Origin of the sequence: Saccharophagus degradans 2-40, from assembly GCF_000013665.1 — a bacterium.
Taxonomy (GTDB): domain Bacteria; phylum Pseudomonadota; class Gammaproteobacteria; order Pseudomonadales; family Cellvibrionaceae; genus Saccharophagus; species Saccharophagus degradans.
The window spans coordinates 1,724,372-1,748,417 of sequence record NC_007912.1 but is presented as its reverse complement, the minus strand read 5'-3'; the positions used below and the strand labels follow the sequence as shown (position 1 = coordinate 1,748,417).

General features: G+C 45.4%; 22 protein-coding genes and 1 other RNA gene. 2 read left to right on the top strand and 21 right to left on the bottom strand.

Annotation, left to right across the window (positions count from 1 at the left end; translation table 11 throughout):
• Positions 1–245 precede the first annotated feature (245 nt).
• The 17 genes from SDE_RS07080 to dnaX all read right to left on the bottom strand — a co-directional run bounded on the left by SDE_RS07080 (position 246) and on the right by dnaX (position 17,787).
• Entirely contained in the window at positions 246–938 is a 693-nt protein-coding gene (locus SDE_RS07080) for a type II secretion system protein (protein WP_049762591.1), read from the bottom strand.
• Positions 910–2,019, bottom strand: coding sequence for a hypothetical protein (locus tag SDE_RS07075; protein ID WP_011467832.1), 1,110 nt, complete (start codon positions 2,017–2,019; stop codon positions 910–912). The genes SDE_RS07080 and SDE_RS07075 overlap by 29 nt, the downstream gene beginning before the upstream one ends.
• A complete protein-coding gene (locus tag SDE_RS07070; protein ID WP_011467831.1) occupies positions 2,012–2,509 on the bottom strand; it encodes a hypothetical protein in 498 nt (165 codons plus the stop codon). The genes SDE_RS07075 and SDE_RS07070 overlap by 8 nt, the downstream gene beginning before the upstream one ends.
• The gene (locus tag SDE_RS07065; RefSeq protein ID WP_041324369.1) at positions 2,499–3,119 is read right to left on the bottom strand and encodes a hypothetical protein; all 621 of its coding nucleotides are present in this window, start codon (positions 3,117–3,119) and stop codon (positions 2,499–2,501) included. Before SDE_RS07065 ends, SDE_RS07070 begins: the two co-directional genes overlap by 11 nt.
• On the bottom strand, positions 3,106–4,761 hold the full coding sequence (locus tag SDE_RS07060) for a hypothetical protein (RefSeq protein WP_143710856.1): 1,656 nt from the start codon (positions 4,759–4,761) through the stop codon (positions 3,106–3,108). Before SDE_RS07060 ends, SDE_RS07065 begins: the two co-directional genes overlap by 14 nt.
• 4 nt (positions 4,762–4,765) lie before the next feature.
• Positions 4,766–5,968, bottom strand: a complete 1,203-nt coding sequence (locus tag SDE_RS07055) for a type II secretion system F family protein (protein ID WP_011467828.1) — start codon at positions 5,966–5,968, stop codon at positions 4,766–4,768.
• A gap of 7 nt (positions 5,969–5,975) precedes the next feature.
• Entirely contained in the window at positions 5,976–7,667 is a 1,692-nt protein-coding gene (locus tag SDE_RS07050) for a GspE/PulE family protein (protein ID WP_011467827.1), read from the bottom strand.
• Between the two features lie 10 nt (positions 7,668–7,677).
• Complete coding sequence (locus tag SDE_RS21230; protein ID WP_011467826.1) at positions 7,678–9,603, bottom strand: tetratricopeptide repeat protein; 1,926 nt, start codon at positions 9,601–9,603, stop codon at positions 7,678–7,680.
• A 3-nt stretch (positions 9,604–9,606) separates the two neighbouring features.
• Entirely contained in the window at positions 9,607–11,247 is a 1,641-nt protein-coding gene (gene mshL, locus SDE_RS07040) for a pilus (MSHA type) biogenesis protein MshL (protein WP_011467825.1), read from the bottom strand.
• Positions 11,244–12,071, bottom strand: coding sequence for an ExeA family protein (locus SDE_RS07035; RefSeq protein WP_158303861.1), 828 nt, complete (start codon positions 12,069–12,071; stop codon positions 11,244–11,246). Before SDE_RS07035 ends, mshL begins: the two co-directional genes overlap by 4 nt.
• A gap of 492 nt (positions 12,072–12,563) precedes the next feature.
• The gene (locus tag SDE_RS07030; RefSeq protein WP_011467823.1) at positions 12,564–12,779 is read right to left on the bottom strand and encodes a SlyX family protein; all 216 of its coding nucleotides are present in this window, start codon (positions 12,777–12,779) and stop codon (positions 12,564–12,566) included.
• A 95-nt stretch (positions 12,780–12,874) separates the two neighbouring features.
• Positions 12,875–13,306, bottom strand: coding sequence for a YcgN family cysteine cluster protein (locus tag SDE_RS07025; RefSeq protein WP_011467822.1), 432 nt, complete (start codon positions 13,304–13,306; stop codon positions 12,875–12,877).
• Positions 13,307–13,308: 2 nt separating this feature from the next.
• Positions 13,309–13,590 carry a YcgL domain-containing protein gene (locus SDE_RS07020; RefSeq protein ID WP_041324367.1) on the bottom strand — a complete coding sequence of 94 codons (282 nt, stop codon included), beginning with the start codon at positions 13,588–13,590 and terminating at the stop codon, positions 13,309–13,311.
• Complete coding sequence (gene rnd, locus SDE_RS07015) at positions 13,574–14,734, bottom strand: ribonuclease D (protein WP_011467820.1); 1,161 nt, start codon at positions 14,732–14,734, stop codon at positions 13,574–13,576. Before rnd ends, SDE_RS07020 begins: the two co-directional genes overlap by 17 nt.
• 1 nt (position 14,735) lies before the next feature.
• On the bottom strand, positions 14,736–15,329 hold the full coding sequence (gene recR, locus SDE_RS07010) for a recombination mediator RecR (RefSeq protein ID WP_011467819.1): 594 nt from the start codon (positions 15,327–15,329) through the stop codon (positions 14,736–14,738).
• Positions 15,330–15,353: 24 nt separating this feature from the next.
• Entirely contained in the window at positions 15,354–15,674 is a 321-nt protein-coding gene (locus SDE_RS07005; RefSeq protein ID WP_011467818.1) for a YbaB/EbfC family nucleoid-associated protein, read from the bottom strand.
• Between the two features lie 40 nt (positions 15,675–15,714).
• Entirely contained in the window at positions 15,715–17,787 is a 2,073-nt protein-coding gene (gene dnaX, locus SDE_RS07000; protein WP_011467817.1) for a DNA polymerase III subunit gamma/tau, read from the bottom strand.
• Between the two features lie 156 nt (positions 17,788–17,943).
• Here dnaX and SDE_RS06995 point away from each other — a divergent pair, with 156 nt between their 5' ends.
• On the top strand, positions 17,944–18,927 hold the full coding sequence (locus tag SDE_RS06995; RefSeq protein ID WP_011467816.1) for a Gfo/Idh/MocA family protein: 984 nt from the start codon (positions 17,944–17,946) through the stop codon (positions 18,925–18,927).
• A gap of 18 nt (positions 18,928–18,945) precedes the next feature.
• On the opposite strand, the gene ffs is transcribed toward SDE_RS06995, so the two are convergent.
• The 4 genes from ffs to trxA form a co-directional block, all read right to left on the bottom strand.
• Positions 18,946–19,042, bottom strand: an RNA gene (gene ffs / locus SDE_RS21715) — signal recognition particle sRNA small type.
• A gap of 165 nt (positions 19,043–19,207) precedes the next feature.
• Complete coding sequence (locus tag SDE_RS06990; RefSeq protein ID WP_011467815.1) at positions 19,208–20,380, bottom strand: phosphoglycerate dehydrogenase; 1,173 nt, start codon at positions 20,378–20,380, stop codon at positions 19,208–19,210.
• Positions 20,381–20,755: 375 nt separating this feature from the next.
• Positions 20,756–21,871: a phosphoserine transaminase gene (locus SDE_RS06985; RefSeq protein ID WP_011467814.1), complete on the bottom strand. Its 1,116-nt coding sequence runs from the start codon at positions 21,869–21,871 to the stop codon at positions 20,756–20,758.
• A gap of 205 nt (positions 21,872–22,076) precedes the next feature.
• Positions 22,077–22,934, bottom strand: coding sequence for a thioredoxin (trxA, locus tag SDE_RS06980; RefSeq protein WP_011467813.1), 858 nt, complete (start codon positions 22,932–22,934; stop codon positions 22,077–22,079).
• Positions 22,935–23,258: 324 nt separating this feature from the next.
• Between trxA and phbB the strand changes: the two genes are divergently transcribed.
• On the top strand, positions 23,259–23,981 hold the full coding sequence (phbB, locus tag SDE_RS06975; RefSeq protein WP_011467812.1) for an acetoacetyl-CoA reductase: 723 nt from the start codon (positions 23,259–23,261) through the stop codon (positions 23,979–23,981).
• The last annotated feature ends 65 nt before the right edge of the window (positions 23,982–24,046 follow it).

The following is a 24,046-nucleotide window of genomic DNA, read 5'->3' as shown; positions in this document are numbered from 1 at the left end:
ACCTTTTAAATTCACTTCACATGAGAACAACTAGGAATAAAACTGTTTATAAATCCGTTAATAAAAAGCATAGCAAATATTTGGCTAATCACTATTTATAGTGGGTTATTTCCAAAACATTCGTGAATAAAAAAAGCGAAGTACCGGTTTACCGTAACTTACGTCAACAAATCACGCTTTAATATGCCGTAACGTTATAACGCCAATATTTAATTGCTGTGTTACAGCGGCACAACTCGCACCAACTAGAGGCGCCCTGCTTTGACAAGTTGATGCATTAATATGTTTGGAGAAAGCCAACGCAAGGTATCATTAAATTCAGAACCGCTCGCCTCGCTTTTTACACGACTTACAAAAGTGTCGTCGCCATCTGTATTTTCGAGTTCATCTACGGAGGTGGTTGTTAAATTACCGTTTTCACCCAAAGAAAAAATCACCGCCACTACGTTATCTGCCAATACCTCACTACACACTGACTGTCCGCACACCCGATAATTACTAGCACTACCATTTAATTGCACGCCGCGCGCATACTCCCATGTACCCACAGAAGTTAAGCTATAGCGAATAGGCACCAGCCAAGGGTCTAACAACCTAGTGTTGGAATCGACAGGACCTTGCAGGCCAAGCGTACGAATAGGTACAAACCCATGTTCCTGTTGACACCGTCCTGCGCCGTTACGCGCTTCCAATCCAGAGGAGTTTGCACGCGAGGGGCAAGGTAAAAAGCCATTTACGGCAGCATAACCAAGAAGTGCATCGTGTATTTCTAATAATTGCTGATTCACTGTGTTTAAATTTTTGCTCTCACGTTGCGATGCGAGCGGCCCCAATAAACCACCAAGTAATAAACCTAATATAACCATCACCACAGCCATTTCTAACAACGTAAAGCCGTGTTGATTCGCCCTAGGGGGTGATTGGATAGACAACATCATTAAAACTCTCGCTAAATTGTAACGTACTCATAAATTCAAAGGGCGAAGTTCCATTCGCGTTACTCTGCTCAAAATAGTTTGTAAGATCAGTCGAGGGGCGAGCCTGCCCTGCAAGACCAACACCGGGAGCAATAGTGACAGCCGACAGAGTAGATGGACTAGCCCCCGTAATAGTTAAGCAGTTTCCTTGCGCCGCTGTGCACATGCTGTAATAAACTTCTGTCCCCCAATTACTGTACCACCATGCAGAGGGGGTAATACCACTTGCACATCCTGTATTCCAATTCACTGGTAACGCAGAATGTAATGGCAATGCGCCACGTTGTTGTAGGTCTACCGAGTTATAGGGCGGGCCACCAAAACTCGCAGCCCAGGGGTATTCGCCACAAGCCCCTTTATAAGCTGTCAATACATTGGCCACTTGCGCCAAATAACTGCGTTGCATCAAATTCCAAAATTCGGTTAAACCAATACCAAGAAGTTGATCGTTGTTGATTTCGCTAACTGCTTGCTCGAAAAAGGCGGTATTGGCGCTAGCGTTTTCGCCTTCTAGATACGCTGCAGTGGTTATGGTATTACCGCGTACCTGATCTTCGACAACACCATTCGCTGCGATAATGATGGCTGCTGTCGATTGTGCGTTTAACGTTAACGTGGTGAGTAAAGACGGGTTTTTAGTGGCAGTACTTACGGTAACTAAATTTCTATCTACCGCGTACCATAAGCGATTTCCTTCACTGTCACGCAACTCTGGCAAAGATAGCGTTTTAAATGGCAACCGCCCCAAATAAGCTGTGCAATTGGCTCCTGTCGTATTAGAAAAACCATCTTCATTGGTGTCTGGACACGGTAAGCCGCCAACGGGCTGCTGCCTCAACGCGTAGCCAAGTAGCGCTTCTTTCGCTTGCGCCATTACTTCAATATTTTTTTGCGTACCCTTTAATCGAATAGCATTGATAGAAAGTACTGAGGTTAATGCTAGCGTAAACCCCACCAATACAATAGCGAGAATAATTAATAATGCGGCCCCGCTTTGACTAATACCAAGCGCTCGAGCATTACGCCCCCTCAGGCTAGTCACCGGGAGTCTCCGAGTTAGATTTTTCACCGTCATCGGGTACAGGGTTGGTCATAGGTAAAGGTTTAGGAGCCGTTACTTCGTAACTTTCTTTCACTTGATTTTCGTCGATCATCCAAGCTTGACCGGGCTTCAACCGTACCCTTCTACCCTCGTGATAAACACTAAGGGTTCCTGAATTTGGTTTGGATGTTTTTACAGAGTCTCGCGTTGCACTTAATTCGCTTTTACCGTTAATCCAAACTATGGCCGAGCCATCCTCTCTTAACATGTAACCAGAGAGTTCGATTTTTGTTAAAGATGGTTTCTGCACGGTTTTTTCTGTTGTAGCTGCCTCAACGTTTTCTTCCGGCACATTTCCGTTACGGCGCCAATCGTCTAATATTTTTCGTTCTTCCTGTGTGGTAAAAACGCGACCAAAAGGATAAGGGTCGGCATGCAATGGTAATGAACTACACACAACAGCGACAACAATTATACGATTAAGGAACATAACTCGCCTCCACATCTTGCCAAGCAAGGGTAATATCTTCTAAATTGAACCAGCGCAAATGACACTTACCCTTTAACCCCTCGAAAAGCGCTTTACTCGTTTTAGCGCCAATACGCTGTAGTTCACAGGCCTCAACGCTAAACAAACCATTGGCCCGCGAAGCCATCTCGTTAAGTAGCAGGTACAAATCCCCTTCATGCAACAGCAGTAAATCTAGGTACATTTCTGTTACATAAATTGGAATTTCATAGTGATAAAAAGGTGTTTCACCCTCCTGTACTTTTCTGGTATTTTCGATAGTAAATTGAATACTGGGTATGCCAATCTCTTTGCTAACACTATCTAAGTGCTCTATCCAATTTAACTTGTTTGCTTCGCCGATTACGCCTTGCTCACGATATAGTTCATAATCTGGTGCGTTAGCATTTAAAACACTCAGCTCAGTAAATGAAGTATTGTTTGTTAGACGCTGTTGTACAACCGCACCACGCAACTCGACCAATTCCGTTTCGTTAGCTATACGAATATATAAGGTTATAGAGAGATAAATCAGTGAAACAGCCAATACTGCCAAGCTAAAAAAGTGAGCGCGAAAATCAATATTCCCCATACAACTCTCCTTCTGGGTTAATTGGTTCGGCCGGTTTTAGCAACAATCTAAAATCAAAGCTGGCAGACAAATCACTTTCGCGAGCGCCCTCTTCTTTCGCACCGCCTTCGTCACTAAATTTCGATCCTAGCCGAACATCGACCGGATGCGCCAAAACATGAACGGCCGAAACATTGTGAATTGACGACAAGCGTGAAATCAATGCTTCTGTAGCACGCACAATATCGCTGTACTTTTCGCCCTTTTTTACCATAGTGCCAGAAATTCTAAGTGTGGGCTGAAACTGGTAGTCAACCTCTTCGTACTCTTCAAAATACTCACCGTCGGGAATGGTTGCAGTTTTTAGATCCGAATAGCCACTCACAATCGCATTAATCTCATTTGGAGTGTGCTTTTCCCACTGCAAGTTTTGAATACTAAATAATGAGAAATTTGGGTCTGAGAAAATGCCGCCAATGGCTGGAAAGAGTGCTTGAGGGTTAAGATCAGTTTCACGTTCTATATTATAGATTAGATCCACACTACCCTTTATTCGTTGCGCATCCGCGATACGGTGCTCTAATTGGCTATATTGTTGATTATACAGTTCTGAAAAACGTTGCAACTTCGCCTGCTCGGTTCTTTTTATGTTATTAAATTCGGCCGAATTTAATAGTAAAAATGTAGCCGTAATTACGGAGGCGATACTGCCGGCAAACGTTGCCACCTTTATTATCTGCTGAATCAGAAAGCGATAATATGGTAACTTTTGATCTTTACACAGGTAGATTTGTGTATGCGGTGGTTGTTTCGAGCAGAGAAACGAAAAGAGTGTATCCGCTTCAAAATCACCCTGCACACTTAAACCAAATTTCTCGGCTAAAGCTCGAATACCTACAAAATGGAATTTAAGTTGATCCGAGCCTTCACAATACATCTCTGCCTTTTCTATGTAGAGGTCTTGAAGAATACTGTAAACGTTAAGCTCTTCACCAGGCCCTAAAATACGCTGGTTCACCAAAAACCGCTGCATAACCTCAACATTGGTAGCCACAATAGTTGCAGCGGTTTCAGCGGATCTATCTTTTCTCACCCGTCGCTCGAGCTTCGCTTGGCGAGACACAAAGATTTTTCCTTTTTTAAACAGCGTCTCCCTTACGGCACTTTTCGACTGCCTAGAGAAAAAAAGCACATTATCATCTTTAATTTTTAGCTTTTTAATAATCTGCTCACTTAAATAGGCCGTAGACCAAATACCAACCAGCGGCGTATTATGTTCACTGAATAGTTGCATCCACCCTGTAAACTGCTCTGTTTCCAACAGCGAAGAAAGCAGTACCATGTCATCTCTACGACCATCATCGCGACGCCCTAGAATACGTGTATACCGATATTTAGCATCGCGAAATGTTCGCGCTTTTAGCCTTTCGAGCATTATCTGACGATCTTTGCCGCTAACATGTGGCACCTGCTCTCTTATAAAGTCTTCATCTCTAAGATCTACTAACAAGCGGCTCGTAACTGGGATACCATCGCTGAGCAATACTTTAAACTGTTTTATACCCTCTTCATCATATTTAAAATCCAAGCGAGCGGATAAAGTGTTCGATTTGAATTCGAACACCTCCATTCTAAACCCTGTATAAAAAAATACGCGAGACACTTGGTTAGCCCACCTTGGATACGGCGTCCCATACGGGGCCGAGAACTGAGAGCATAATCCAACCGAGTAGCGTACCCATTACAACAGTTAAAATAGGGCTAATAGCGGGTTCAATTTTATCAATTGCCTCTTTTACTTCTCGATTATAAAAGTAACTTACATTCAACAACGCTTCATCTAAATTGCCCGTGGTTTCGCCAACCCGCACCATTCTAACAACCAGAGGAGGAAATATTTCGGTTCTAGCAAAACTATCACTAATACTATTACCCTCAGCAATTTGATCGTACACATCATCAATTGCGCCGGAAAGCACATCGCTACTAACCAAAGGTTTACTAATTTCTAGTGCTCTTAAAACGGTAATGCCGGCTGAATACATAAGCGCCATATAATTTGTCATACGCGCAACTTTAAGCTTAAAGTTAATTTCACCTATGATAGGTAAATTAAGCTTTAATCTATCAAGCTGATACCTCAGACTAGGGCGTGTTTTTGCTAGTTTTTTAATAACTACTGTAATCACAATGGGGGTAGATATAATCAACCACCAGTAGTGTATAAAGAAATCGGAAAATGCAATAAGCGCAACGGTGTGAAAAGGTATATCCCCGCCCATCTCCTCCACAAAAGGAATAATTTTTGGCACAAGGTAAATCATTAAAAATGCGGTTACACAAAATACTACTAGCGCCACAATAGCGGGATACATAATAATCTTAACGGTGGCAGCAACTATTTCATCTGTCCAACGCAGAGTTTCACCCATATCTTTTAGTATTTTTGCCAGCTCGCCAGATTCTTCGCCAACCTCCACTAACGACACAAACACTGTATCAAAATCGTTAGGAAAGTTTTTTAAACTTTCGGAGAAAGTTTTTCCCCCTTCGATCGACTCTACCAATCCCGCTAAAACATCTTTAAAGTAGGACTCGGGCACACTGTCGCGCAGGTCTTTTAACCCTTCTAGTAGCGACACCCCCGATTTTGTAAGCTGCTCTAGCTGGAACACCATATTAATAAGGTCCCTGCGCTGGAGCTTTGTATCGAACGGGCGGTATTTTTTTACTTTTACCTCTTGGCAGGATATTAAATCGTAATTTTGCGTATTGAGTTGATGCTCTACATCGAATACGTTACTGGCATGCAAAACGCCCTGCCTGATCTTGCCATTCACATCCATTGCTTTAAATTTATACTGCGACATGGGCCACCTATCTTAGCCGTTCTGTTAAATCAACAGAACGACTGAGTGCCTCGATAGTGGTTTCCCCAAGCACTACTCTGCGTAAACCGTCATCCGCCATAGTTTTAAAGCCGAGTTCTAACGCGGCGTTTTCTATTTCGCTTAAGGGAAGATGTTTGGCGATCATTTCATCTAACACTTTATCTATTTTTAATACTTCCATTACAGATATTCGCCCTTTATAGCCGGTGTTATTACAAGCTTCACACCCTACTGCATCTTGTAAAATAATGGGCTCGTCAACACCTATAATAATTCTTTCAAACTCCTCTGCTGGGCGAGGCTTTTTGCAATTGACGCAAAGCCTTCGAATTAATCGCTGGCCAATAATGCCAATTATATTGCCGGCCAATAAATCTGTTTTTACGCCTATATCCATTAACCGTGGAATAGAACCCAGCGCAGAATTTGTGTGCAAAGTGGTATACACTTGATGGCCTGTCATCGCAGCGCGAAATGCCATTTCTGCGGTAGCTTCATCACGTACTTCGCCAACTAAAATAATATCAGGGTCTTGCCGCATTAAAGAACGTATACCGCTTGCAAAATCCATTTTGGCTGCATCGCTTATTGACGTTTGGCGAATCATATCCATGGGGTATTCCACCGGGTCTTCCAACGTCATAATGTTTACTTCCACCGAATTTCGATGGTTAAGCATTGAATAGAGCGTAGTGGTTTTACCACTACCTGTTGGCCCAGTTACCAAAATAATTCCCTCGGGCCTACTCATCATTAATTTTATAAGATCAAAATTTTCTGGGTTAAGATCGAGTTTTTCTAGAGGAACAATACCTTTAGTTCGGTCCAACACACGTAACACGATATTTTCACCGTGTGTTACCGGTTGTACTGACACGCGAAAATCCACGTCTTTTCCGCCCACATTTAAACTTATACGTCCATCTTGCGGAGTGCGCGTTTCTGCTATATTCAAATTTGCCATTACCTTTAAGCGCACAGCAATAGCAGACCAATAATCTTTATGCAGGCTACGAACCTGCCTTAACACACCGTCAATGCGATAGCGTAACCTCAAAAAACCTCTTTCTGGTTCGAAGTGAATATCCGACACATCGCGCTTTACCGCGTCAGAAAGTACGGCATCTACTAAGCGCACTAACGGCTGACTATACTCTTGGCCAACAGCTTCCAAGCTATGCCAATCCACCTCACCGGTTTCTATTTCTTTTAAAATACCATCAACTGATAATTCATAGCCGTAAAATAAATCAAGCGCTGAGCGTATTTCGGTTTCGGTGGCAAGTAACGGAACAATGTCTACATCTAACGGCAATATAGAACGAATACGGTCTAACACCATTACATCGTAAACATCAGCCATCGCTAATCGCAATTCGGATGAACGCTGGTTAAAGCTTATAGGTACTACATTATTTCGTGTAGCCACATTTTTAGGCACCATCGCAAGCGCTTCAGAATCTGGCACAGCCGAAGAAAGGTCTATACTTTCCTGACCAAACGTTTCAGCTAAGGTGTCGCGAATAACGTGTTCGGTTACAAAACCGAGATCGATAAACACTTGACCCAATGGCTTTTTAGTTTTTCTCTGTTCTGTAATTGCGATAACGACTTGATCTGGGCTAACAACTCCCTGATCAACCAACATATCACCCAAACGCTTTTTTTCTTTAGCCACGTGTTTTGTGCTACCTCTTTGTCGATTGCTGCAATTTAATTTCTAACGCATTAATCCGTGCATTGAGACTTTCAAGAGAAAAGGTTGGGCTAGCCACAAGGCTTATTGCCTTCGCTTGCTTGTAGTAGCTAAGCGCCTCGCGATATGAAGCGGTATGATCCATACTCACCGCCAAGTTATACACATAGTCCGGGTTAAATTTATCGAGATCTACCGCGCGATAGAAGGATTCACGCGCACCATTCCAGTTGCCAGTACTGCTATACAAACTGCCTAACAAAAAATGCAAGTGGGCATCACTCGGGTGATCGGAAAGTAGTATTTTCACTTCGCTCTCGAGTCTTGGTAAATCCCCACTTAGCGACGCTAAAGATAAAGCACCTGACTTGGCCAACGCATCCTGAGGGTTCATGGTTAGTAATACTTGGTAGTGCCCCAACGCAATATCTAACCGCCCCATACGCGTAGCGGTAGCAGCCAAACCTAATAAAGCATCCCTATTCTCGGGCGCATCGCGTAATGCACTCGAGTAGAACTGCTTAGCGCCAGAGAAATTTTGTAATTTATAAGCTTGGTAGCCTGCCTGAATTTTCTGCGATAATGTCATACGCATCATCACATTACTTTCGTCATCGCGCTCTTTAACTGGGGGCACCTCAGGTTTGACTGGCACTTTTTTGGCAACCGTCACCGGTATAGCTTTAGTCGTTGGTTTTTCTGTTAATGTAGACGGGGGCGAAGAGCCACCACCACTCGCAGCGTCGGCTTTTTTATCTTGCTTCGAAACTTGAGAAGCTACTGTTTCCGCTGACGTAGTATTTAATGTTGAACGGCTTACTTCGGCATTTTCGATTATTGTATTTTGCTCTACATCAGAGTCACTATAACTATCATCTAATCCAGCATTTAAATCATCACTTTCATTTTCATTTGGATATGCGGCATATTGATTCACGTTAACCAAAGAGGAGTCTTCCATTTGAATAAAGTAATAGTAGCCACCAGCCAACACTACCGTAATAAAAAACAATAAAACCACACCAAAAATTTGCCTGCGTTTTATTTTTTCTCGCTGGCGTCTTCCATTCTCAATGAGATTGGCTAACGCTTGTTTATTTTCATTTTCTTCCTCGGGGTTAACATCAGCCGCCACGCCTTCTGTTTGAGCAAGCGCGTCGGCTACGATTTCGGCCATTAAATCATCTGCAGACATTGCTGGCACAGCCGTTTGCGGGACCGCACTTTCACTTGAGGGCGTATCATCTACGAGCGGTTCTTCTTTAGCTGCATTGGCAGATGAATTTTCACCGGTTGCATCGTCGGAAGCAGAACTCGCACTTAACATTTGCGCTTCCCACTCTGCGGCTAATCGTTCTTCTTCCGATTCTGCGGCTGCTATTTCATCAATTTCGGAGAAATCCAACTCCGCAGACATATCGACTGGCTCGTCGTTATTTGCTTCGCAGGTATTTCCCGCCAGCATTGAGCCTTCGCCATGCAATTCATCACCGCTTAGACAATAGCCACTCTCGTCAAAACTTTCTAAATCCACATCTGGTGCAGGAAGCTCGATTGCGTTATCCGCGCCCGCCACTTCTCTCTCATCCAAAGGTAACGGGCTAGCGTCAGGCTCAACTAGCTCTAGAGGGGCTTCACTAGATTGCACGAGAAAAGCGCCTTCGTCTTTCTCTTCAGGTAGCTCGTGCTGAGCTGAAACCGTATTACTCTCTAGGGGTGTTTCATCTGGTATTGCTAGTGGTTTTTCTAGAGCCTTATCTGAAGGGGGAGGCTCGGCTAGCTCCGCTCCTTTATCGCCCTCTGGCATATTGATGCCTTGGGCCATATCAGCAGGTTTATCCTCACTTGTAGTCTGCGCACTTTCCCTACCTTTTTTTTCTAGGGCAGCTTTTTTTAGTGCATCTAACAACATACTCATGGATTAGTACCAATCGTCTGCGGGGAATTTTTCAGACGCTACCCGAGAACTCTTCGAGTAGTCCACCACAATAGGCTTTATAAAAATAACCAGCTCACTTTTTTTCACTTTGTCATCGGTATATTTAAATAGACCGCCCACCAGAGGTATTTTTGACAGGCCTGGCACACCATGTTCGGTATTATCTTGCTCGTCTTGCATCAAGCCGCCAATAATAGCCACCTCACCATCCGGAATTTTTAGTACCGATTCCACCTCTCGAACTTGTATTTCGGGTATTTCATTTACCACATTCACCTGTGCCAATGCAGGGTTGGGGTCGCGTTTCAAACCAATTACCCTAGAAATTGTCGGGCGAATATTTAACGTGACATAACCAAACTCGTTAATAAAAGGGGTAACACTCATAACAAAACCAATGGGTACAGTGTTAACCTCTGTTTCAAACGTTGTGGTGGAGGGGCCAGATTCATTTGTTTCTATGTTTACATCTACCGTAAAGTAAACAAGATTATCTACAACTTTTAGCAGGGCAGTTTGGTTGTTTAGTGTCATCACCTTAGGGCTAGACATTACACTTACATCGCCAAATGTATCTAACGCTTTAACTGTGGCAGACAGGTTTTTACCCACATGCGTAATAGTAAAAACAGGGTCTTGCAACGTTACATCCAAAACATCTTGCGTGGCTGTTCGTGTTACACCATCGGCTACATTTTGTTGCAGTACGCTCCAGTCAATACCTGCTTGATACCTTTCGCTTAACGTCACTTCGACAATAGTCGCTTCTATTAGCACTTGGCGCTGCGAGGCAAACATAATCTCGCTTAGAAAATGTTGAATCTCCTTGTGCTGGCGGTAAGTAGCTCGCACAGCCATCACTCCCCCTTCCTTATTTAGCAAAATATCTGGGTGAGATGCGCCTTGCTGCTCGGCCTGCTGCGAGCCCAAAATGGAGCCGACGTTTTTCGCTAACGTTTGCCAGAACAAGTGCGACGATTTATTTACAACGGAAGTGTCTGAGCTGTTATCTCCACCACCTCCCCCGCCATCTGACACGGCTCCTTGCCCCGTAGAGCTTATTTGGGTTGATACACTTACTTTACTGGAACTTTCACGCTCCATATTCAAATAATCGATTCGGTAGCTTTTTAGAAAGGGTTTATCTTTGCGTATATAAATGCCGTGATTTGTACTCTCGTAGCGAAGCTGGGCTTTTTCTGCCACACGATCGATAATTGCCATAAGAGGTTGATTTACGGCATTAAGAGTAATTCGGGTAGTTATATCCGAATCAATATCTAAATTAATATTTGCATCTCTCGCCAATGAAAACAGAAGTTCCGTAACGGGCACGTCGTGAACTACAACTGTATGTAAGCGTTCGTTTTTTATTTTTGATGGTTCAGGTAACGAAGGCGGTAATACCTTTACCACCTCGGGTATGCTTTGTGTTTTATGTAAGTCCGCTGCCGAGAGATGCCCGCCACTATTGGGCTTAGCGTTTCCAGAAAAACAACCACTCAGCCAAGTTAGCGCCGCCAAAACAGCAACAAGCTTACCTTTAGCAGCGAACTTAAAAACATGGTGCGCACAGTGTTTTATACGTGTAATTACCCCCTCACACCACATACTCATAATCATAGCAAGCCCTCCACGTTTAATCCTGTGGAGCCAGACGCTATTCCAATTAACACCACCAAAGCATAATCTCGCTTACTTACAAGCGATTTAACTCTTTGCCAAAGAGGTACTGCTTTAAAACGGCCCTCAACCGCAGCTGCTTTTACGTCTTCCACTTTAAGCTCGTAGCGATTGTTAACGTATGCGGCTAGCAGTGTCTTGTCGGCAATAATATTTACTCGCCGAACTAGCCCTTGGCTATAAGCCATAATGGCTTTTGCAACACCCTGCGTAAAAATATCTGGTCCCTTATATCCAGATGCTCGCATCCGGAAATTCAAGTACTCCTGAACGTCTCGTTCGGTAAAGGGGGAAAGGTAGAAATGGTGCACTATTCGCTCTCGCAATTGGCGAATTTCTGGCATAGCCAGTTTTTTATCTATTTCTGGCTGCCCAAACATTACTATCTGTAATAGCTTGTGCTCATCCGTTTCTAGATTGCTTAAAAGTCTAATTTCCTCCAAGGTTTCGATACTCATTGCCTGTACCTCATCAATAAGCACCACCACACGACGCCCTTTGGCATGACGGGAGATTAAGGCTTGGTGTAGCCGAGTAGTTAGCAGCGACTTGTCTGCACCATCGTCCACCTCCAAACCCAACTCGCGCGCTATAGCGACTAACACTTCACTAGGCGACAAGTTAGGGTGCGGCAAATATACCCAATCTATGTGCTCTTCAACTTTTAATGGCAACATGCGGCTAAGCATAGTTTTACCCGTACCTACTTCGCCTACCACCTTGCTAATGCCCTCGGCATGCGCCACGGTGTAACATAAGCCCAATAAATTGTCGCCTCGATTACTACCTTCGTAAAAAAGGTGAGTATCAGGTGTGATTTTAAAAGGGGTCCGATTCAGACCAAAAAATTCGAGGTACATATGCCCACGTATCCGTTAACTTTTGCCCAGATAATTTACTGACGTGTTAATACGCCAGGGAGTGTATTCACTCCTTTAATAGTAGCATCTAGTCTAAAAAGTGCTTTTTTATAGCTTGAAACTGCCGATGCAATGCACAAGGAAGTAAGCGCCACAGAAACAAAGAAAGCCGTGTCAAAGCGGAAAACAGATAACGAGGATTGGTGTGTGTATATAGATAAATGAGATTAAAGCGAGGTATAACAACGAGTTAGGCTGGCGTAAGCGTTGGTAGCTTTTGAATGCGGCGCCCAATAAAAGTATAAAAGCTGCACATAGCACAGCTATGAATAGGCAATGCCATGTGCAAAATAACTGCAGTTAAAATAAATTCAACTACACTTAAAGGTTAAATCATTAATAATGGGGCGGCACCTCGTTATCTACGCCGCCATCCTGTTGCGATTCCAGCTGGTAGCTCATATCGCTCATTTTCTTATATACCAAGGCGAGCTGCTTTTTTACATCTGCCAATTCGCGGGTTTGAAGCACTACCAGGTCATTTAGTTTGTTTAAGGTATCTTCTTGGTATGCCAACCGTGTTTGTAAATCTTCAACTATGTCGTCGTTCATGCTGTACACCTTTATTGCAGTTAGAGGGTTTGAAACCAATCACTACTAAAATCAAAATTAGTTTGCACCGACAAACCCACAGTGCCGAAAAATAATTAAACCCAGTGGACTATGCAATCTTCATAATCATCGGGGTGCACTTTGTGCTCGGCAACCACTTTACCCGCTACCGATACATTGGCAGCCTTTACCGATGCAGGGTCTCCACTTACCAATGGGTGCCAAGCGGCCAACGGTTGCCCTTCCGATAACAACCGGTAGGCGCAGGTTTCTGGCAACCAATGAAAACTGGCGACATCGCTAGGCTTTAAACACAAGCATTCTGGCACCTTGGCAACACGGTTGGGGTAATCGGTGCAGCGCGCGGTTTGAGTGTCGAGTAACTTGCACGCAACATAGGTATAAAAAACCTCGCCGGTATCTTCATCTTCCAGCTTATGCAAGCAGCATTTTCCGCAGCCATCACAAAGCGACTCCCACTCGGCGGGCGTCATTTCTGCTAAGGTTTTTTCTTGCCAAAATGCCATTGTTAGCGCGGCATTTTATCGTTGGGGATTTCGTTCATATAGCTCTCTGGCGGCGGAGGCATTTGCAAATAGAACCCTTGGTTTTCTATAGACTCGATAACTTTTTCTACACTTGCACGCGCAAGCTTTTTCTCTGGCGTTAACACCAGCACCATAGAATGATCGGCGCGGCCAAATTGCTTCATTAGCGGCTCGGGCAACTCATCTAGCGCTTTATTTCTAGGCACATACAAATACATGCCTTCTTTTTTAGCGCTGCGGTAAATATCAACTATCAACTTCATCTGCGGGTTCAACTTTAATGGTTTCGTTTATTAAATCGGTTAGCAGTGCTTGACGCCATTGGGGAAAGCCTTCAGGGTAGCTCCACTCGCCTCTGGCCAAGTAATCCCGCACTATATAGTCGTATTCTTTTTTACGGGCCAGTATTTCTGAGGCAATACCAATTTCATCTGCTACTTTTTGTACTTCTGCACGCAACGCTTTAACGCGCTTATTTTCTGCAGAAGTAAGAGGCTTGGGTAGCAACTCGGGTAAATCTGATGCTTCTATTTTGTCTGCGCGCTCAATAAGGCGCAGTAAATATTCACCATCGGTGCGAATAACCCGATCGCTCATACCTTCGTAATTACGCAATTGCGATATATGCTTAGGGCGTTTTAGAGCCATGGCAAAAAGCGTATTTTCTTTAACAATTCTATTGCGCGGTTTATCGCGCTTTTGTGCGGTTAGCTCGCGCCATTCACACAAGTTTTGAAATATAGCTAACTGCTTGGCGTTTAACTTCCATGCATTTTTAACGCGTAAGTAACTCAACTTAGGGTCGAGGTTATCGCTAAAGTTTTTAACTATAGTTTTGCCTTCACCAAATACCCAATCTAAACGCTCTTTGGCCTTTAGTTCTGTGAGTAGTTTACCGGCCAATAAATACAAATATTCTACATCTAATGCAGCGTAGTGTTTTTGCGCAACACTTAAAGGGCGCTGCAGCCAATCAGAACGCGTTTCTGTTTTGGGTAGCTCCACCCCCAAGACACCTTGCACCATGCGCGCAAAACCCATGGAATAGCCTAAATTAACAAAAGCTCCGGCTATTTGCGTATCAAACAGACGCTGCGGTAAAAAACCAAAAGAGTGATAAAACACTTCAAGATCTTCTGAGCATGAGTGAATGGCTTTAATAATATCGTCGTCGACCAAAATCTCTGCAAACGGCGAGAAATCATCGATGGTGGTTGGGTCTAACAGATAATTAGCTTCGCCATCGTTAACCTGAATTAACCCCGCAATAGGGTAATAGGTTTGGCTGCGCATAAATTCGGTATCTACAGCAAGTAACTTTTTACTTTGCCAGCGCTCGCAGCACTCTTCCAATTCTTCGACGGTACTTATCCAGTGAATGGGCTGTTTTACTAAATCGTCCGCCAAGTTATATCTCCTGTCTGCGACTAATAGCGTGCGCTAAGGTGCCGCCATCTACATATTCTAATTCGCCACCTATTGGTATGCCGTGTGCGATACGCGACACTTTTATACCTTGCGCTTTGGCCCGCTCCGAAATGTAGTGCGCGGTTGCTTCGCCTTCAATAGTTGGGTTGGTTGCAATAATCACTTCTTCTATTTCACCTTCGGCAAAACGGGAAGCCAATACATCCATACCTATTTCTTTGGGGCCTATGCCGTCGATAGGTGATAACCGACCCAGCAAGACAAAATAATAACCAGAGAACACCGCCGATGTTTCTATGGCGATTACATCTGCGGGGGTTTCTACTATGCACAGCTCTTTACGATTGCGACGTGCGTTGCTACAAATATTACACAGCGCTTGCTCTGTTAAAGTGCGGCACTGCTGGCAGCGGTGTACGTGCTCCACCGCTTTCGCTAAAACTTCCGACAGGTTTTGTGCCCCTTCTCGGTCGCGCTCGAGCAAATGGAGCGCCATGCGCTGTGCCGATTTTGGCCCCACGCCAGGCAAGTGTCGAAGCGAGTTGATAAGTTGATCTATAAGCGGACTAAACATGCCGTGGTGTATACCCAATAGTTTTTAGAATGGCATTTTAAAACCGGGAGGCATTTGCAAGCCGCCGGTAATTTCGCTCATTTTTTGCTTGGTAGCTTCTTCGGTTTTACGTACGGCATCGTTTACCGCCGCAGCTATTAAATCTTCCAGCATTTCTTTGTCTTCTTCTAAAACACTGGGGTCGATAGTTACTTTTCTTACATCGTGGCGGCCAGTCATTACAACTTTCACCAAACCAGCGCCCGCCTGCCCTTCGGATTCAATATTGGCCATATCTTCTTGCATACGGGCCATTTTTTCTTGCATTTCCTGGGCTTGTTTCATCATATCGCCAAGACCAATCATAATTTTTCTCCACGGTTAAACTCAACAACCAAGCTTTTGGCTATTGGTAGGTAACAGTTTCTTCAACGAGTGTTGCATTAAATTGTTGCTGTAGTGTTTGCACTACAGGGTCATCGTACATATTTTGTATGGCTGCCACGCGTTTTTCTTGATCTATACGTATGGCGTAAGCCGCTGGTGTTTCTAAATCACCCGGCAAGTTTTGCAGGTGGATAGCTGCTTTGATAGGCACACCAAAATAATCGCTTAATAGCGCAGATAACCTATCGCTGTGGCTCGGGTCGAAGAGGCTACTTTTTTGCTCGTCTAACGCGAAATCTAAATGATTATCTTCACGCCCAATTAGCACAGTGTTTGCAGCAGTACTTTGCAAAATACCCTTAACATTTAGCTGGTTGTATACACTTACCCAATGCGATGGGGTTAGCTCTTCTAAGCTTATTGGCGTAGTCACTACCGGCGCTGCATTTATGGGCGCGGCGGGGGTATTTTTCAATTGCTGTGCAGGTTTTGGCGGGGCACTTATGCCCTCCTTGCCCACAATGGCTTTTACCTGCTCACGCAGAGCATCCGCCGGCGTTTTAGCAGGGGCCGAAGTATTTACTTCCGGCTCGGCAACGGCTTGGGTTGACTCTGCAGCGGTTACCACAGTATGCATTGGCCCTAACGGCGCGGGCTCACTTGCGGGCACCTCTGCCTGAGCCTGTTGAGGCTCAGCTTGGGGCTTTTTTACAGGCTCTTGGGCCTCCTCGTAAGGCGGCATATTGTCGTAGTAATCTGCGGGTGGCGAATTGTCTTCCACCGTGTTTGGCGCAACGTTTTGCTGTGGCGGAGACGTCTGCGCTGGCGGGCTGGGCTCAGTCTGCTCGGGGGCCGCTTGAGCAGGTGCAGGCTCAACATTAGACGAGGGCTGCGGTGCTGCTTGAGCAGTCGGAGCCGCAGGAGCTGCAACAGAAGCAACGTCAGAACTACTAGCCGGCGCACTGGCGGGCTGTGCCTGTAGGCGCTGAGTAGGCACATCGGCCACACCTTGTGGCTTAAATGCCAGCATTCGCAGCAAAGTCATTTCAAAGCCGCTGCGCGGGTCGGGCGACAGTGACAAATCACGCCGGCCAATAAGGGCCGTTTGATAAAACAGCTGCACATCTTCAGGGGCAAGCTTACTCGCAAACTCCAATATTTGGGTGCGATCGCCGTAGCTGTTATCTAGCGCATCGGGTAGCGCTTGCGCAATAGCAATGCGGTGCAGCAGTGTTATGAGGTCGGCCAGAGCTACATCGAAGTCTGGGGCGTGTTCGGCAAATTTAGCAACCGACGTTAAAATTTGGCTGCCATCCCCGGCTATTAACGCGCCCACAAGGTTTTGCACTAGTTTGTGGTCAATGGTGCCAAGCATGGAAGCGACTTCGTCTTCGCTAACCTTGCCACCGCCAAACGAAATACTTTGGTCGGTTAAGCTTAGTGCATCGCGCATACTGCCATCTGCCGAGCGCGCCAACTGCCACAGGGCAGACTCCTCAAAGGGGATAACTTCTTTTTCTAAAATATGCGACAAATGGCCCACTATGCGCTCGGGGCTCATATTTTTGAGATTAAACTGTAAACATCGAGATAATATAGTTACCGGCAGTTTTTGCGGGTCTGTGGTTGCCAGTAGAAACTTCACATGCTCTGGCGGCTCCTCTAAGGTTTTAAGCAAAGCGTTAAAACTGTGGTTAGAGAGCATGTGCACCTCATCGATGAGGTATATTTTGTAGCGGCCGCGCGTGGGTGCATATTGCACGTTGTCGAGCAGCTCGCGCGTATCTTCTACTTTGGTGCGCGATGCCGCATCCACCTCGATAAGGTCGACAAAGCGGCCCTCACTGATTTCCACACAGGCACTGCATTCACCACATGGCTCGGAACTAACCCCAGTTTCGCAATTCAAACACTTAGCTAGAATACGTGCTATGGAGGTTTTGCCCACGCCGCGCGTGCCGGTAAACAGGTAAGCGTGATGCAGACGTCCGTGATCGAGGGCGTTAATAAGCGCGCGTAAAACGTGCTCTTGGCCAATCATTTCGCGGAAAGTGCGCGGGCGCCACTTACGGGCAAGTACCTGATAGCTCATTACAGCGTGGTTCTCTATTTTAAAGGAGTAGAAAAAGAAGCGATTATAGCCGCAGAGTGTACTGACTCACAAAGGCACACACCAGTTATTACGAATAGAATGCCAATGTTGACCAAACAAGCCGTGAATACACCGCTTAAATAGAAGGAGCAAACGATGAAAACCCTAACCGCACCTATCCGCTGGGGCATTATTGGCTGCGGCGACGTAACCGAAGTAAAAAGCGGCCCAGCCTTTTATAAAACCAAGCACTCTCAACTTGCCGCGGTAATGCGTAGAGATACCGCCAAAGCGCACGATTACGCCAAACGCCACGGTGTAGCAACGGTGCACGCCAGCGCTGAAGCGCTTATTCACGACCCCAACATTGATGCTATTTATATTGCGACACCACCGGCTAGCCACCTGCAATATGCGCTAGAAGTAGCTGTTGCGGGCAAACCCTGCTGCGTAGAAAAGCCTATGGCACTTAACAACAAACAGTGCGAAACCATGGTAGAAGCCTTTAATGAAGCGCAACTACCACTGTTTGTAGCCTACTACCGCCGCACCCTACCGCGCTTTTTAAAAGTTAAGCAGTGGCTAGATGAACAAGCTATTGGCGATGTGCGCCACATTAGCTGGAATTTTCGCAAACCACCTTCCGATACCGACAAAGCGAAACAAACAAATTGGCGCACCCAGCCCGATCAAGCGGGCGGCGGCTACTTTGTCGACTTAGCTAGCCACGGCTTGGACCTATTCGACTTTTTGCTCGGCCCAATTCACAAAGTGAATGGCTTTGCCGCCAACCAACAACAGCTTTATCAAGCGGAAGACGCCGTAACAGCTGCTTGGCAATTTAAAAGCGGCGTAACAGGCAGCGGTTACTGGAACTTTGGCGCCCGCACCCGTTTAGACGAGGTGGAAATAATTGGCAGCGCAGGCGAAATACGCTTTGCAATATTTGAAGACAAACCCGTAACACTAATGAATGAACAAGGGGAAACAACGGAAACCCTAGCGCACCCAGAACACATACAAACCTATCATGTGCAAGCTATGAACGAACATTTACTGGGTACAAGCACACATCCATCCCTTGGCGAATCTGCTGCGCGAGCCAATTGGGTAATGGATAAAATTTTGAGTGGAAAATAGAACAAGATTGGAGATGACCCAACCCAGCCACACCCCGGCACACAATTATACTACTACCGTTGCTCCCTTCCGGGCCTGGCGGGGTTCGTAGCGAATTGTTGCGGGGGGACCAAGCTGGGCCACCATAGCAAAGCGATTTTCATCGCCAATTGAGTAAACAAAGAGTTACTCAAGGGGTGGGCATTATCCCTAATTTGCCCGTGTTTGCAAGTGCTTAATCAAAACTGTAGGCCAGTTGCAGAAGAATTAACCAGCAACCGCCCTACACACAAAACTTTGATTAAATAACACGCAAAGAAATAACGTGCTCAACGGCCTTTAAGGCTGCAATTACGTCTTCGCTTGGCTTTTCTGCCAAGTCCAAAATATTGTACGCCACGTCGTTACGGCTTTTATTTACCATATCGATAACGTTCACATTATTGGCAGCAAACACAGAAAGCACATTACCTAATACACCCGACACGTTTTCGTTGGTAAAGGTAATACGGCAACCACCTTCGCCACGCGCCATAACGGTGTGCGGGAAGTTTACAGAGTTAACAATGTTGCCATTCTCTAAAAAGTCCATCAACTGGTTGGCAGCCATAACAGCGCAGTTTTCTTCAGCTTCTGCGGTACTGGCGCCAATGTGCGGCAAAGCAACCACTTTGTCGTGACCAATCAAGCAAGGCTCTGGGAAGTCGCAAATATACTGGCCAAGCTTGCCTGCATTTAGGGCTTCTACAACAGCAGATGCATCCACAATGGCTTCGCGTGCAAAGTTCAAAATAACCGCGTTTGGCTTCATAACACTTAGCGTTTCTGCGTTAATTAAATTGCGTGTTGCCTCTATAGCTGGCACATGCAATGAAACGTAGTCCACTTGAGATAACAACGCCTGCACGCTTTCCATGCGGCGTACATTGCTAGATAAACGCCATGCTGCCTCTACCGATAACGCAGGGTCGAAACCTAGCACTTCCATATCTAGTGCAAGAGCGGCGTTCGCCACCATAGAGCCAATGGCGCCCAAACCTATAATGCCTAATTTTTTACCTGCTAATTCGCTACCGGCAAAACGCTTTTTCTCAGCTTCTAACAATTTAGACATTTCACCCGCATCGGTCATATCGCCAAGAGTATTTACGTAGTCTTTGCCCTGCAGAATGCCGCGCGAACCCAACAACATACCAGCCAACACCAACTCTTTTACCGCGTTAGCATTTGCACCAGGGGTGTTAAAAACAACAATACCCTTTTTGGTGTATTCCTCTACCGGTACATTGTTTACGCCAGCCCCTGCTCGAGCCACGCCTAAAACAGACTCTGGTAACGGCTCATTGTGAAGCTTTTGGCTGCGTAAAATTACAGCGTCTGGTTGGCCAACATCTTCGCCTACGTTGTATTGGTCTTTGCTAAAGCGGCTTAAGCCCTTATCGGAAATTTTGTTGTATGTGCGAATTTGATACATAAGTTTTTACACCCTACAGAATGTGAGTTGCCCAAAAGCGCTGCCACGTTGCGGTCAAACCTTAACCGGCAATCTGTCGAAATTATTAACAACCTTTTGGCGGGTTTATTATAAACTGTTGTTATTTAACGTTATTTTTATTGGCCTTGATCTTGCTATATAGCTAGTACCTTTCTTAAATTCGTTATTACACGACCTTAAGTTGGGTAAACCTTGTTTCTTCGTTTGGGCCCTAGCAACTTTGCTAGGGCTTTTTTATGCGCGAAGTAATAGTTGGCTATAAATAAGTGTCTAAAAATAGACACTCAACATTAGGTAGCTAAGAATAGATACCCATAGAATAGATACCTATAAACAGGCAAACTAAATTAGCAACTACGCAGTTACCTGTTGGTATGCCCACGTCATCCAAGGCATTAATGCTTCTAAATCTGCAGACTCAACTGTCGCACCACACCAAATACGGATACCTGCCGGAGCATCGCGGTATGCGCCAATATCGTATGCAACGCCTTCTTTATCTAGCAATTTAACGAATGCTTTAACCTGGTCGGCATCGGCCTTTAAGGTTAGGCATACGCTGGTATTAGATAGCGTTTCTTTAGAGGCTGCCAAGAAGTTGATCCAGTCGTTTTCTGCCACAAACTTCTCTATAACCGCTAAGTTAGCTTCAGAACGCTTGATGGCTTCGCTTACACCGCCAATACTTTGCACCCACTCTAGGGCATCAACGTAATCGGCAACAGCCAACATGGATGGGGTGTTAATGGTTTCACCGCGGAAGATACCTTCTACTAACTTGCCGCCTTTAGTCATGCGGAATAGTTTTGGCATAGGCCAAGAAGGGGTATAACTTTCTAAACGCTCAACTGCACGTGGACTAAGAATTAACATGCCGTGCGCGCCTTCACCACCCAACACTTTCTGCCAGCTATAGGTTACAACATCGAGCTTTTCCCATGGTAAATCCATAGCGAAAACGGCTGATGTGGCATCGCAAATAGTTAGGCCTTCGCGATCGTCAGCTATCCAGTCGCCATTTGGTACTTTTACGCCAGAGGTTGTGCCGTTCCAAGTGAACACCACATCGTTAGCGAAGTTAACCTCCGCCAAGTTTGGAAGTAAGCCATAATCGGCTTCCATAACGCGTACATTATCCAACTTTAACTGTTTTATAATATCGGTAACCCAACCGCTACCAAAGGATTCCCACGCAAGTACATCTACACCGCGCTGGCCGAGCATAGACCACATAGCCATTTCCACAGCGCCAGTATCGGAGCCTGGCACAATACCTACGCGGTAACCTTCGGGTAAACCCAAAAGCTCGGCAGTCAAGCTACAGGCACGGGCTAGCACTTCTTTACCTAAACTAGAGCGGTGCGAACGGCCTAAGGTATCTAGCTGAAGCGCACTTACATCGTAACCTGGGCGCTTGCTGCATGGGCCAGAAGAAAAATTAGGGTTGTTGGGCTTGCTTTGCGGCTGCATGATCTTCCTCAATAAACGTAAAAGCCCTCACTCGTTGAGGGCCTTTATGGGTAACGTATAAGAAACTATTTTTAGCTCACCGCCCGTAAGCGGCCATAAAAATGGGGCGCCATTATGCCATTAAAACCTAGCTCTAGGTAAGGATAACGGGCGCTTTTCAGTCAAATTGGAGGCTAATTCTGCACAAAAAAGCGGTAAAAAGCTGTTAATACATCAACGTGTAAAGCTTGCGCTGATATTCAACCGCCAAAGGGTCGCCTTTGCCTAACACAGCTAATATATCGACATACTGTTTTTTCACTTCGCCATCTTTTGCATTAAGGCTTTTACGCAACAGCGGAAACAGTAACTCAAGCGCATCTTTATGGTATTCGCCATGAGTATACTGGGCGGCTAATTGCATTTTTGTATCTATATTATCTGGGTCGGCAGCCAGTGCCGCCTCGAGGGTTTCGATTTCTGGCGACTTACCAGCCTGTTTGGCAATATCGAGCTGCGAACGCAGGTTGCCGTATTCAGCATCTTGCTGATCTACCAGCTTCACCGAGTCCAGCAGTTCTTCGGCCTGCTCAAAACGCTTAATATTGATATAGCAATCAACCAAGGCAAAAAGTACCGCAGCAGCCTGCATAGATTCTTCGTATGCAGGTGTTAATTCAGCTATTGCCTCACCGTACTTTTCTTCTTCCATTAACAACTTGGCGCGACCAAGTGCCAGCTCCCAGGGCTTGGGTAGATATTTGTTTAACAATTCACGCACCGTCTGCTCTGGCTGCGCACCGTTAAAACCGTCTACTGGCTGGCCGTCTTTCATTACCATTACCGTTGGCAGGCTTCGCACACCAAATTGGCTGGCAATCATGTTTAGCTCATCGGCGTTTACTTTTGCCAATAAAAACTGGCCGGCATACTCGTTGGCCAGTTTTTCTAGCACTGGCATTAAAGATTTACACGGTTCGCACCACTCGGCCCAAAAATCTATCAACACTGGGCGGTTAAAAGACTCTTCAATTAGCTGCGCCTGCGCATTTTCTAGGGTTATCTCTACAATATGCTCACTCATTATTGCACTCCAGTTAGGCACAGTTTATGCAGTCTCTAGTTTGCATGCGCCAATATGACTTTGTTGTTTATTAACCTGCACCTAAAGTGGGGCTTAATGATAAAAAAACAAGTTCACGCGCCGTTTTCGAGCATAAGCTGCAAACAAATGTGTTCGGCGTGCCACATTTTGATTTAGACCATGTTCATAGTGTGAGTAGCTAGCGTAATATTGGTGCAGTAGTTGCCCACTACACTCTCGCGACGCTTTTTTAGCAAAGGCGTTAAGAGCTATTGATTTGTTTTAACTGTTCGACCATTCAAGTATGCAAGGAGATTACACAGTATGAGTAGATTAGCACTAGTGACTGGCGGTACTCGGGGAATTGGTGAAGCGATTTCAGTTCGTTTAAAAGAAGCAGGTTATCGCGTTGTTGCTAGCTATGCAGGCAACGATGAGAGCGCCAATAAATTCAAAGAAAAACATGACATCCCCGTGATTAAATTTGACGTATCTAGTTTTGACGCGTGTACAGAAGCCGTTAAAAAAATCACTAGTGATATGGGGCCAATAGAAATTCTTGTTAACAATGCGGGCATTACTCGCGACAGCACTATTCATAAAATGAGTGCCGAGCAGTGGCACCAAGTGCTGGATACCAACCTTGGCTCTTGCTTTAACATGTGCCGCAACGTGATTGAAGCGATGCGTGAAAACAAGTTTGGTCGTATTGTTAATATTGGGTCTATAAACGGCCAGGCAGGCCAATATGGTCAAGTTAACTACGCCGCTGCCAAATCTGGTATTCACGGCTTTACTAAAGCATTGGCACAAGAAGGGGCAAACCAGGGCATTACCGTAAACGCTATTGCGCCAGGCTACATTGCTACAGATATGGTACGCGCAGTACCAGAAAAGGTGCTTGAAAAGATTATTGCCAAAATCCCTGTTGGGCGATTGGGTGAGGCAGAAGAAATTGCCCGTGGCGTAGAGTTTTTAGTATCTGATAACGCGGGCTTTATTACTGGCTCTACCCTGTCAATTAACGGTGGCCAACACATGTATTAAGCAACTTTCGCCGCTTACAGCGCAGCTAGACGAAATACACGCCAGCTGCGCTTTTTACTTCCTGC

Bases quoted from the DNA above. Each gene is read 5' to 3' on its own strand.
- SDE_RS07080 (WP_049762591.1), bottom strand. From the start codon at position 938: ATGATGTTGTCTATCCAATCACCCCCTAGGGCGAATCAACACGGCTTT.
- SDE_RS07070 (WP_011467831.1), bottom strand. From the start codon at position 2,509: ATGTTCCTTAATCGTATAATTGTTGTCGCTGTTGTGTGTAGTTCATTA.
- SDE_RS07065 (WP_041324369.1), bottom strand. From the start codon at position 3,119: ATGGGGAATATTGATTTTCGCGCTCACTTTTTTAGCTTGGCAGTATTG.
- SDE_RS07055 (WP_011467828.1), bottom strand. From the start codon at position 5,968: ATGTCGCAGTATAAATTTAAAGCAATGGATGTGAATGGCAAGATCAGG.
- SDE_RS21230 (WP_011467826.1), bottom strand. From the start codon at position 9,603: ATGAGTATGTTGTTAGATGCACTAAAAAAAGCTGCCCTAGAAAAAAAA.
- mshL (WP_011467825.1), bottom strand. From the start codon at position 11,247: ATGATTATGAGTATGTGGTGTGAGGGGGTAATTACACGTATAAAACAC.
- SDE_RS07030 (WP_011467823.1), bottom strand. From the start codon at position 12,779: ATGAACGACGACATAGTTGAAGATTTACAAACACGGTTGGCATACCAA.
- SDE_RS07025 (WP_011467822.1), bottom strand. From the start codon at position 13,306: ATGGCATTTTGGCAAGAAAAAACCTTAGCAGAAATGACGCCCGCCGAG.
- SDE_RS07020 (WP_041324367.1), bottom strand. From the start codon at position 13,590: ATGAAGTTGATAGTTGATATTTACCGCAGCGCTAAAAAAGAAGGCATG.
- recR (WP_011467819.1), bottom strand. From the start codon at position 15,329: ATGTTTAGTCCGCTTATAGATCAACTTATCAACTCGCTTCGACACTTG.
- SDE_RS07005 (WP_011467818.1), bottom strand. From the start codon at position 15,674: ATGATTGGTCTTGGCGATATGATGAAACAAGCCCAGGAAATGCAAGAA.
- dnaX (WP_011467817.1), bottom strand. From the start codon at position 17,787: ATGAGCTATCAGGTACTTGCCCGTAAGTGGCGCCCGCGCACTTTCCGC.
- SDE_RS06995 (WP_011467816.1), top strand. From the start codon at position 17,944: ATGAAAACCCTAACCGCACCTATCCGCTGGGGCATTATTGGCTGCGGC.
- SDE_RS06990 (WP_011467815.1), bottom strand. From the start codon at position 20,380: ATGTATCAAATTCGCACATACAACAAAATTTCCGATAAGGGCTTAAGC.
- SDE_RS06985 (WP_011467814.1), bottom strand. From the start codon at position 21,871: ATGCAGCCGCAAAGCAAGCCCAACAACCCTAATTTTTCTTCTGGCCCA.
- trxA (WP_011467813.1), bottom strand. From the start codon at position 22,934: ATGAGTGAGCATATTGTAGAGATAACCCTAGAAAATGCGCAGGCGCAG.
- phbB (WP_011467812.1), top strand. From the start codon at position 23,259: ATGAGTAGATTAGCACTAGTGACTGGCGGTACTCGGGGAATTGGTGAA.